At 42.3% G+C, this 11,303-nt stretch carries 7 protein-coding genes; 2 read left to right on the top strand and 5 right to left on the bottom strand.

The features are described from left to right. The first annotated feature begins 106 nt into the window (after positions 1-106). Positions 107-1,411, top strand: coding sequence for a 2-hydroxyacyl-CoA dehydratase subunit D (locus ACYUCY_RS12865; protein WP_460226910.1), 1,305 nt, complete (start codon positions 107-109; stop codon positions 1,409-1,411). Between the two features lie 349 nt (positions 1,412-1,760). Then, entirely contained in the window at positions 1,761-4,628 is a 2,868-nt protein-coding gene (locus ACYUCY_RS12860) for a PAS domain S-box protein (RefSeq protein ID WP_460226909.1), read from the top strand. A gap of 19 nt (positions 4,629-4,647) precedes the next feature. Here the strand turns inward: ACYUCY_RS12860 and selB are convergent, their stop codons facing one another. The 5 genes from selB to ACYUCY_RS12835 form a co-directional block, all read right to left on the bottom strand. Next, positions 4,648-6,684: a selenocysteine-specific translation elongation factor gene (gene selB, locus ACYUCY_RS12855; protein ID WP_460226908.1), complete on the bottom strand. Its 2,037-nt coding sequence runs from the start codon at positions 6,682-6,684 to the stop codon at positions 4,648-4,650. A 68-nt stretch (positions 6,685-6,752) separates the two neighbouring features. Then, positions 6,753-8,165 (bottom strand): L-seryl-tRNA(Sec) selenium transferase, encoded by a 1,413-nt coding sequence (gene selA / locus ACYUCY_RS12850; RefSeq protein ID WP_460226907.1) that lies wholly within the window; start codon positions 8,163-8,165, stop codon positions 6,753-6,755. 22 nt (positions 8,166-8,187) lie between these two features. Further along, positions 8,188-9,624: a PhnE/PtxC family ABC transporter permease gene (locus ACYUCY_RS12845; protein WP_460226906.1), complete on the bottom strand. Its 1,437-nt coding sequence runs from the start codon at positions 9,622-9,624 to the stop codon at positions 8,188-8,190. A 62-nt stretch (positions 9,625-9,686) separates the two neighbouring features. Continuing rightward, entirely contained in the window at positions 9,687-10,394 is a 708-nt protein-coding gene (locus ACYUCY_RS12840) for an ATP-binding cassette domain-containing protein (RefSeq protein WP_460226905.1), read from the bottom strand. Next, positions 10,394-11,284 (bottom strand): putative selenate ABC transporter substrate-binding protein, encoded by an 891-nt coding sequence (locus ACYUCY_RS12835; RefSeq protein ID WP_460226904.1) that lies wholly within the window; start codon positions 11,282-11,284, stop codon positions 10,394-10,396. The genes ACYUCY_RS12840 and ACYUCY_RS12835 overlap by 1 nt, the downstream gene beginning before the upstream one ends. Between the last annotated feature and the right edge of the window lie 19 nt (positions 11,285-11,303).

The raw sequence follows: 11,303 nt of genomic DNA, 5'->3' as shown, positions 1-11,303 counted from the left end.
ACAGATTTTTATTCAGTGAAAATTTCATTAACGAATCTTTGATCAAAAGCAACATCGCAAAGAATATTTTCACTGAACAATACCGGTTTTATTTTTGGAGTTTACAATGTCAGAGTCTTTGGAAAAAACTAAAAACTCATCACTTCGCAGTCGAAAAGACTTGCAATGTACTGCAGACGCGCAGGCATTCCAGAAAGCGTTTGGGTTAGATCTAAAGCGCCGAGTTGTCGAAGAAGGCGAACCTTTTGCCATTGTACAAGCCGATACTCCCCATGAAATTTTTCACGCAATGGATATCCCCATCGTTACCAATCAATGGTGGTCGGCTTATATTTCTGCGAAACGCTTATCCTCCCACTATGTCGACGTACTCAAAGAAGCGGGTTATCCACAAAATAGTTGTAAATATTGCTCACTCGGTTTGGGTTGCACCCTCGACAATAATCCTGAAACTGCGCCTTGGGGTGGCCTGCCGACACCTACCGTTCTTGTTGCCCGTATGACTTGTGACTGTATTCAACAAGTTTTCACCCTATGGGGCGAAGCACTGAACGCACCTTTTTACCCGTTAGAAGCGCCAGGTTGGACCAACAAAATAGCAAACTGGTGGGAACAAGCCCCACAAAATTGGGAAAAGGTTTATCAAGGCGACCGTCTCGATTTAATGGTAGAAGAGATGCAGGGCTTAATTACATTATTGGAAGAAAAAACGGATCGGCGCTTCGACGAGAAAAAATTTATTGCATTAATGGAACGCATAAACGAACAAGAAGAAGTGTTAGGTGAATGTGCGAGTCTTGCCGTTGAAACGGTTCCCTGCCCCGTCACTATCGTCGACCAAATGCCGAACACTATGATTCCACAATGGCATCGCGGATCTGAATGGGCTTTGTCTCACGTAAAAAAATTCAGAGACGAATTAAAAGAGCGCGTCGACAACGGCGTTTCTGCCTGTAAGGACGAAAAAATTCGCATGATGTGGATTGGCGCGGGGCTTTGGCATGACTCAAGTTTTTATCAAGATTTAGAGGAGCGCTTTGGCGCAGTGTTTGTTTGGTCGATGTATTTGCCCTTCGCAAATTATGCCTATCCGCGTTACAACCTAAGTGAACCAATTCGAGCCTTAGCCAGTCGTATCGCCGGCATGAATGAAGTGTTGCATTTACCGCCTTGGATGAACGAGTGGATGTCGCATGAAGCTAAGCGAGCGAAAATTGATGCAGTGATGATGTTAATGCCTGAAGGTGCGCGACTCTCTCAAAGTGGCTCCTTATTTACCAAGAAAGCCTTTGAAGCTGCCGGAATTCCAGTAATTGATATTTGGGCAGACATGGTGGATGCAAGCCAATGGGATAGAGAAAAAATGCTGGAGTATGTAAGCGATCAGCTAGGGAAATCGTTTCCTAGCTAATTGGAAGCCTTAGCTATTCGCAATAGTGTATCGAGAGACGTCAACGCTCTTAAAATAAACCTTCAAATAAATCTTTTTAAGAAGCCCCCCCGTTATAATAAATAGGTATCAGACCTGCCTCAAAAACCTCCAAGGCATTGATTTAATTCCTTTTAATTTCAGCACTACGGCAGGCTTTATTAGGCTCAAAAAAATATCCCACCTCAAACTTCCAAGTAATCAGTTCGCAAGACCGCTCTTCACGAATTCGCCCCAAACTTGCCAGCACCGCCTATTCTTCTATGCTCTAAAGACCACCGCTTAGTTCTAATTAGCAAATTTTTGCTTACATCTATCCAGGATACCTCTGATGGACAAACCTGCCATACCTGAAAACGAAAGCGAGAGACTCAATGATTTGCTCAGCCTTTGTTTATTAGATACGCCTCGCGAAGAGCGTTTCGATCGATTAACACGCATGGCACAAAAATTCTTTTCTGTAGATTTCTGTTTAGTTTCATTGGTCGACGAACACAGACAATGGTTTAAATCGAATCAGGGCCTTGACGCAACCGAAACACCGCGAGATATATCATTTTGTGGTCATGCGATACTCTCCTCGCCACCTCTCATTGTTGAAGATACACTGCTTGATGCTCGATTTTCTGACAATCCATTAGTGACCGGGCCACCGAATATACGATTTTATGCAGGAGTACCATTAGTTGGTGCTAATAATTTTCGTATCGGGACTCTCTGTATTATCGATTCAAAACCAAAAAAATTAACCAATGAAGAAATTAGTACTCTTGTCGATATTTCATTGTTGATTCAAAGTGAAATTCTTTCCGCGGCGACCGAAAACCTGCTCCAAAAATTTAGAGAAGGAGATTCAAAACTTCTTGCAATCATAAATAATGTTGTCGACGGGATTATCACTATCAGTGAAAAAGGTATCGTAGAAACACTTAACCCCGCAGCGCTGGATCTGTTTGGATACTCTAAAGAAGAGGTTATCGGCAATAATGTCAAGATGTTAATGCCGAGTCCTTACCGAGATAACCATGACGATTATCTAAAGAATTATTTAAATACCGGTACTGCCAAAATCATCGGTATTGGTAGAGAAGTAACCGGAAAGAAGAAAGATGGAAGTACATTTCCTATGGAGCTTGCAGTTAGCGAAATGATTCTTAATGGCCAACGTGGATTCACCGGTATCGTTCGTGATATTAGTCATCGTAAATCACAAGAAGAATTGCAAGCTCGATATGCGGCAATCGTAAAGACCTCTAATGATGCAATCATTAGCAATACCCCGGACGGTTTACTAACCAGCTGGAACCTATCCGCGACGAAAATGTTTGGTTACGGTGCCGATGAAGTTATTGGCAAGGACAACGCGATACTCATTCCTACAACACTCCTCGCCGAGCAAAAAGAAATCTACTCACAATTGAACTCTGGAAATGCAATCGAAAATATTGAGACTCAGAGAAAAACCAAACAAGGTAACATTCTAGATGTGTCCATTTCCTTCTCTCCAATAAAAAATGAAAAAGGAGAGATCACAGAAATTTCTTCGATATTCCGTGATATAACAGAACAAAAAAAGTCAACAAAAGAGCTACTGCTAGCGAAAGAAGCTGCTGAACAAGCAAGTAATTCTAAAACTCAGTTCGTCGCAAACATGAGCCATGAAATCAGAACACCACTCAACGCTATCCTGGGAATGTCGCGTTTGATCTCGAATACCAATCTCTCGATAGAGCAAAGCAACTACTTAGAAATGATCGAATCTTCCAGTAAGTCTCTGCTAGGAGTCATCAACGACATACTTGATTTTTCAAAAGTAGAAGCGGGACGAATGGAGTTATCTAACAACGACTTTTACCTGTCGGATTTAATGCGCAGCATTGCAAATGTTATGTCAATTAACGCTGGTGATAAAAATCTTGAGCTTGTTATCGATATCGATCAGGAAACACCTTCTTGCTTCAGAGCAGATATCCAGAAAATTCAACAGATATTAATAAACCTAGTAAGTAACTCGATAAAGTTTACCGAACAAGGAGAGATCGTGGTTTCGATTAGCTCTCAAGATCTCTCGAATGACGTTTATCGTTTAAAATTCATCGTAGCGGACACAGGTATTGGAATGAGCGAAGAACAACAAAATAATTTGTTCTCTGCGTTCACCCAAGCTGACACCTCGATCACTCGGCGATATGGCGGAACTGGCTTGGGCTTAGCCATCACCAAAAAGTTCGTTGAGTTAATGAACGGAACAATTCAAATTTCGAGCTCCTTGGGGCAAGGCACCAAAGTGGAATTTGAGATAGAACTTGAAAAGGGTACGGCGAAAGATAAGGACCCCTTATTTAAGAAAACTGGCGAACAAAAACAAAACTTAGTAAATCTACATATTTTACTTATCGATGACAACGAATCTAGTCAGCGTGCAATTTCTCAAACGATCGAATCACTGGGATGGACTGTTGACGCACTTAATTCTGGAAAAGAAGTGCACACATGGCTAAAAAAGAAACTAGCGCTTGGCATTCAATATAATCTCGTGCTTATCGACACTACACTACCGGACGAGAACCCAAGCGAAGTGGCTAATACAATCGAATCTGATTTTCTGAACTACGCATTACCCTGCGCGTTTATGGGCAATGCCTTTGGCCACGACCAGATCCAGCGACTTACGCTACCTACCACGCGAAAAAACATTTTAATAAAACCTATCACCTCCTCAAGTTTATTTGATTACGTCTCTGATACTCTGCATCAGACACCGAGCGCGCACAGTGAGCAATTAGAAACAACCAACATTAATGACCTTAAGGGTGTTCATATTCTGCTTGTCGAAGACAACGCGATGAATCAAGTCGTGGCCCAGTGTATGCTCGAAGACAGCGGTGCGACTCTGGACATTGCCAGCAACGGTGAAGAAGCTATCAAAATGTTAGGGGCCAGAGATCGCGAGTACGATATCGTTCTAATGGACATTCAAATGCCGGTAATGGACGGCTTTACCGCAACAAAAATTATTCGAAATGAACTAAAGTTACAACTTCCTGTCCTGGCACTAAGCGCGGGGGTTTTAAACTCTGAACGTGAAAGCTGTACGAACGCTGGAATGAACGATTTTGTTGCGAAGCCAATCGACCCCGAAATTCTTTTCACAACGATAGACCGGCATCTATCATCACCAATGCCTACGCGTGTCTAAAAATCAGCAAAGAAATAAATCATACAGGAATACTAAATACATCCTCCTTGATTTGCCGAACTATGCGGCGATCGCCATTTCTCAAGGTAAATCCTTGGCGGTCAAAAAATTCCAATAATTGGATGCAAAGATTACGACCTATCCCTGACTCATCTCTGAATTGAATAACGGTAAAACCTTTGTTTTTCTGTTCATCGGCAAGTTTTTCAACAATGCCAGCAATCTCCAAAATAGTCGTTAACAAATAAAAGCGATTCTTAAACACTTGAACCAAGTAACCGCGTTCACATAACTCTTTTAAACGTGTATCCAATACTTTTTGATCGTACTTCAAGATATCAACTAGCTCGCCGGTACGCGGCGCTGTTATGCCGGCTTCAGACAAAATAACCTGAAGCTTTTTAAATAAAATTACGTCATCTCTATCGAGTTGAGCCTGATGTCCGTTGATATGGATTAGCGTACCTGTTTTTGCAACCAAACCAACTTCGCACAGCTTTTTTAAAAGCACCCTAAAAAAATTATAAGTACCGGAATACCCGCTATTTTTCATCAGGTTAAACTCGCTCATCCCCTGACGATCCGGACATTGTGTGTGGAACTGTTGCAACGTCGAGGTTATCTGCTCTTTAAACGCTCGAAAATATTTTAAATGAAGGAGAATTTTGGAAAAATGACCTGAGCCTTTTAATAGGATAGATCTGGGTTCAATGCTGTCTTCAGTAGAAATAATTTCTTTAATCGATTCGCGGTTCTCATCAATAACACCCTCAATTGCATTCTCATTATCTATATACAGGTTTTTTGACGCCGCGAACATTGAGTAATTTACCCCTTGTTCTTGAGACTCCAGCAAAGCAGGTAATGAGCTTTGAAATGGAAGATCATAATCATGTAAGTATTGATAATAGACCCCGTCTAGCTTCCGTCGCGTAGGGGGAAATATATCGACAACCTTCCCTCCACCGATTGTTTCGGAAGCACTCGCATCTCTCAAAATAAAGCGATCTCCACTTAAACAATAGAGAGGGTTTTGTAATTTAACATTCACCCAGACTTCCGAATCTTTATCTAGCGACATATCCTCGAAATTGAGAACTCTGATCTTAGCTAGACGACGAGAAGAGAAATGATGTAAATGTAACTCAACGGTGCTTTTTATTTGTTCCGCTTTAACATTGGTAAGCTTAATCTTTGCGTCAAATGATTGAACCGGCAATAAAAGTTCTTCCGCTAGTAGCCAATCGCCTCGGTGGACTAAGTTATGTGAAATTGAGATGTTTAATGCAAGACGCTGTCCTTTTAGGCCTTTTTTTATTGAATTTTGGTGGACGCGAATATCACGGATCCGTGCGATGTTTGCACTCGCAGAGTGGCGAAAGCTATCGTCTAAGCTTACGATTCCGGCGACAACTGTCCCGGTAACAACCGTTCCTATCCCCTTTACACTAAAAACACGATCGATAGAAAATCGAAATTTTTCTCTACTAGCATCATCAATCTGGACATTGTTGCGCCCCTCCAAAGCGGGAGTATTGAAACTGGGCTGAGCGGAATAATAGAGTGCACGTTCTTGTAAAAAGCTGAGCAACTCTGGAATACCTTCTCCACTTATATTTGAAAGTGGAAAAATGGGAGAATTAGCGAGAACGGTACTTGCTAGTAATTCGTCTACCTCCTTCTTAACTTCTTCAACTCGCGCTGGCTCAACAGAATCAATCTTGCTCAGAGCCACCGCCCCTGCTGACACGCCCAGCAAATCTAAAATAGACAAATGTTCCCGTGTTTGAGGCATGACGCCATCGTCAACAGCAATAACCAATAAAGCAAAATCAACGGCAGCGACACCCGCCAACATGTTGTTAATAAAATCACTGTGGCCCGGAACATCGACAAAGCCGATAATGTGATCTTGAAAATGATAGTAAGCAAAACCGAGATTAATGCTTAATCCCCTCGTTTTTTCTTCCGCGAGGTTATCGGTCTCCATGCCTGTGATACGTTTTACCAGGGAGGATTTTCCGTGATCGACATGACCAGCCGTTGCAATAATCATCGAATGTTATTTCAACATAGCCTTAATTAAATACTGACTCTTAAACATTAACGCCCTCACTTTCAAATCTAAATATCAACATTTAAATAGTTCAATTGATTAATAAATTCTTCGGTCTCTTCGAGGCACCTCAAATCAAATAGTAATTTTCCATCATTGACGCGCCCAACAACAGGTTTGGGTAACTGCCTAAAAGCCAAAGCGATTTGATTGAGCCGACGATCAGTTTTACCTTTAACCGGCTTTGCTTCAATACAAATTGCAACGCTGTCGAGCACTTCAACTGGTAACGCACCGCTGCCTATTTGGCTTTGGCAAGACTGGGTACTAATCGTAGCGATAGCTTCTAGTTGCGATGTCATCGGTACAAGAATTTTATTTGCCACGAGGTTAATGTCATCTAAAGTACGCGACAGTAACCGTAAGCTGGGTAAGCGCTCGACAAGCTGTTTAGGTGAAGCATAGAGTTTTAACACTTCGTCAATGGCTGCAATAGTAATTTTGTCGACTCGCAACGCACGCTTTAACGGATTCTTTTTAATCAAATCAATGTATTTCTTTCGACCCACTATGAACCCTGCTTGCGGGCCACCCATCAACTTGTCGCCACTAAAAGTTACAACATCCACACCCACATCGATCATGTCTCGCACCAACGGTTCTTTGGGTAAACCGAATTCTCCTAGTTCAACCAAACTGCCACTCCCGAGATCAGATACTAGAGGTACGCCTTTTTCTGTGCATAGTTTCGCTAGCTCGGATTCTGAAACTGATTTTGTAAACCCTTGGATTTGATAATTTGACGAATGTACTTTAAGAACTAAGGCGGTGTTTTCATCAATGGATTTTTCGTAATCACTTAGATGTGTGCGATTCGTTGTCCCTACTTCCTGAATAAGACAACCCGCGCTAGAAATTATTTCTGGCACACGAAATGAACCACCAATTTCTACCAACTCACCACGGGAAACTGGAACATTTTTATTGATCGCCAAGGTATTAAGCGTAATTAACACCGCCGCCGCATTGTTGTTTACGACTGTCGCTGCTTCAGCTCCAGTCAGTTCACATAAACGTTTCTCGATATGATCATCACGATCACCACGCTTGCCGCTTTTTAAATCGAATTCTAAATTACAGGCTTGAGTTGCAATTGCCATCGCATCGATAACTTGCTGCGGAAGTACTGATCTACCCAAATTGGTGTGAATAACTGTTCCGGTTAAATTGAATACTGGAACCAGCGAAGATTTCATTGATTGTTCAAGCTGCTCTTCAACACGCTCGACTAATGAATCGATGGACAGATCAATCTCTGAATCGGCATGCAGATTTGAGCGAATTGTTGAGAACAGGTCACGAATCGTGTTTCGCACTAAGACATGACCATAAATTCGGCTCAAGCGAGCGAGTTTTTCAGATTGTAATAACAGATCTACCGAGGGGATTTTGGAAAAAAGATGAGCTTTTGATTCAGACATAAAAATAATTCCGAAGGAACCTTTAAATACTTTCTGGACCGGTTCGCAGGTGTTGACTCGTGCGAAGAAAATGCGCCAACTGATCTGCAGCCATATTTAATATCGCCGCGATGAGTATTAGCGCCAGCGCGCGATCAAAATAGAGTGATTCAAAGGCTGAGTCTATAAAAAATCCCAACGTCGGTATACCAAGAATACCCAGCATTGCAGTTTCTCGCATAATAATTTCCCAACGATAAAACAAATAAGCAAGAAATCGCCGATACAATCTCGGCACTACTTCGTAAAAATATAAGTTAAAACCTTTCGGTGCATCGTCTCGCAGGGTGATGGTTTCAGATTCGCGCCCTAACAAATGCGCTATTATCGCGCCATTGTGAACGCTAAGCGCTATTATTGCAGGCAGCATCGACGGCCCCAACACCAACAATGCCACAAAATTCAGCAAATATTCTGGCAACGTTCGAAAGGTGACTAAGACGCCATCGCCAAGATATCTCCTCCAGCCGGAAAAAAATACCGGTGAATTTAGAGGCAACGATGTTAGCGCAATAAGACCCGTAATAACCAACGCAATTTGAGCGACGATAATCGTATTAATTAAGCCTGGGAACGCTTGAGAAGCCCAAAGCCTCTGCAACCATTCCCAAAATGATAAGGTTCCCAAGCCACGCAAAGGACTCGGAACGAGATCACGACTAAAAAATTGCCACGCCAAATTCCAATCAATTGTAGAGATAGGTGGAATCCACACAAAGGCCAGAACCACATAAAATGGCACCAATTTTTTGATTAACCACCAACGCAAGGTAAACACAATAAAAATCAGGGTATAAATAAGTGCCGACGCGTCGCTATAATTCCCCTGTTTTAAGGCGGTATCTAAATGAAAGCCAATTGTAGGAAGACCAATAAAACCCAATACAATACTGGAGCGAATCCCGCATTCTAAGCGATATTTGGTATAAGCAAGCATTGCTGGCAACGCTAAAGGTAAGACCGAATAAAAAAACTGCGTCAGCGTCAGTGTCTTATTCGCTGTGAGTGCATCGCGCGGAGCGGCATCCGTTTCCTCGTACTGTTCGCCATAAATTTTTGCTAGCGTTCCGGTATAAGGGATTGCTATTGCTAGCAATCCTGTCAACGACGACAAACCAAAAATTTGTATCAATAATAAGGCCCAAAATAACTCATGTACCGAGCGTAAAAATGCGCAAAGTAAACGAACTAATCGAAATCGATATACCAATGAGAATAAAAAACCGAATAGTGCTCCAGCACTAACACCTTGAAGTGCAAATGCCAGTGTGTTTGCTAATCCTTTCAGTAACCCTGTCCAAGACCATACCGATGGATGAAGCATTCCATGCCCCATTGCGGAGAGTTCAGCCCATGGTGTTAGTGTTGTAATAGAAAGGTCTGCGAAACTGAGACAAATGATCGCTATAATTGCGAACACAAAACTTATTCGACGTAAACCTGTTGCTGAAGATTTAACTTGTCGAAAGTTGAAGGACAGCATTATTTTTGATAAAGCCGTTTGAGTAATTCGTCATCGAGTTCAGGGCTGGGGCAATCAAATAAGATCGCGTTATTTGCCAAACCAATAACTCGATCGCAAGAGATCTTCGCTTGCTGAACATCATGTAAAGCGATAATCATCGTTTCATGACGTAAGCTTAGCAAGTTCAAAACACTCGCACCTTGACTCTCGTCTAAAGCCGATACGGGTTCGTCCGCAACAAGTATTTTTTTATTTTGGAATAGCGCTCGCGCCACCGCTACTCGTTGTTTTTGGCCACCGGAAAGCTGATCTACTGATTGCCAGAGTTGCTCTTCAAGCTGCAAAGGAGATATCAATTTAAGGATTTCTTTTTTTGCACGCGGGTTTGGATAAATTAAATTCAGCAAATTCGCAGCAAAGCCGAATCTTTCTAAACCGCCACTGTACACATTGTTATAAACACTCAGGGTGGGAACTAATCCATTTATTTGCGGGCACCAGGCAATTTCTTTTGGCAGGAGTGATCTTAAATGTTTTAACAATGTCGATTTGCCAACGCCAGACTTACCAAGGATCGCTATTTTTTCTCCCGACGACACAGTTAAAGAAATGTTATTCAGTACGCGAAGACCTTGATACTCCAGATCACACTCAACAAGCTCAATGAGCTTGTTGGTGCTCTGTTGGTTTTTTTCTTTGTCTTTTTGTGCCAGCCCCGCTTGCATTAATAGTCTGCCATTAAATCCAATGCTTTTGCCGTATCTTCAATAGGCTGGTAAAAACTATTATCGGCGGGCACAAATGAACTACGCGGAAATGCGTCCAAAAGGCTTTTGTCTTTCATTGACAGTAGTGCTTCGGTTAATTTTTTGGTAAAACCTTCGCCGAAGGTTTCATCTACATCACCTCTAACACTCCACTGATAGTCAGGATAGGTCGGCGTAGTCCAAATGACGTTGACAGTATCCTTGTCTATTTTGCCCTCCTTTAAAGCTTGATCCCAAACACTGTAATTTAATGCGCCTACCTGAAAGGCACCTGCAGATACAAGCGCCAAGGTTCGGCTGTGATCACCACTAAACCCAACACGGGTAAAGACTTGCTCCGGTGCTTTATTAAATGCCTTGCGAATATAAAACTCTGGCATTAACCGCCCCGACGTTGACCCCTTCGAACCAAATGTAAATGACTTCCCCTGAATTGATTGAGGAAATTCTTCACTAGCAGAAACCTCTGCGCTTTTATGGGCAATAAAATAGGTTTTAAATAACTGATCTTCATAGCCTTGAGCAATTGCTTTACTATCCGGCACCAGCGCTCTCGCTTGTACGCCGGACAAACCACCGAACCAAGCGAGCTGTACCTGATTGTTTCGAAAAGCGGTAATTGCGGCAGGATAATTTTTTACCGGAATATATTTAACCTCAATACCAAGCTCCGCCGCCAAATAAGCGGCAACCTTTCCAAAGCGCTCTTGTAATCGAGATTCATCTTGATCAGGAATTGCTGTAAAAATAAATGTTGCAGTTGATCGTTCTTCGCCTGCCGCGAACGTCGAAACGCTACACAGAGTAAAAGAGACGAGCAGCGCTGCTAAAGCAGTCAATAACCGCACGGTTGTTCTCCTTAGAAAT

Source organism: Aurantivibrio infirmus (assembly GCF_054767315.1).
Note: the sequence above shows the minus strand (reverse complement) of the source record. Positions and strands in the feature narration are given on the sequence as shown.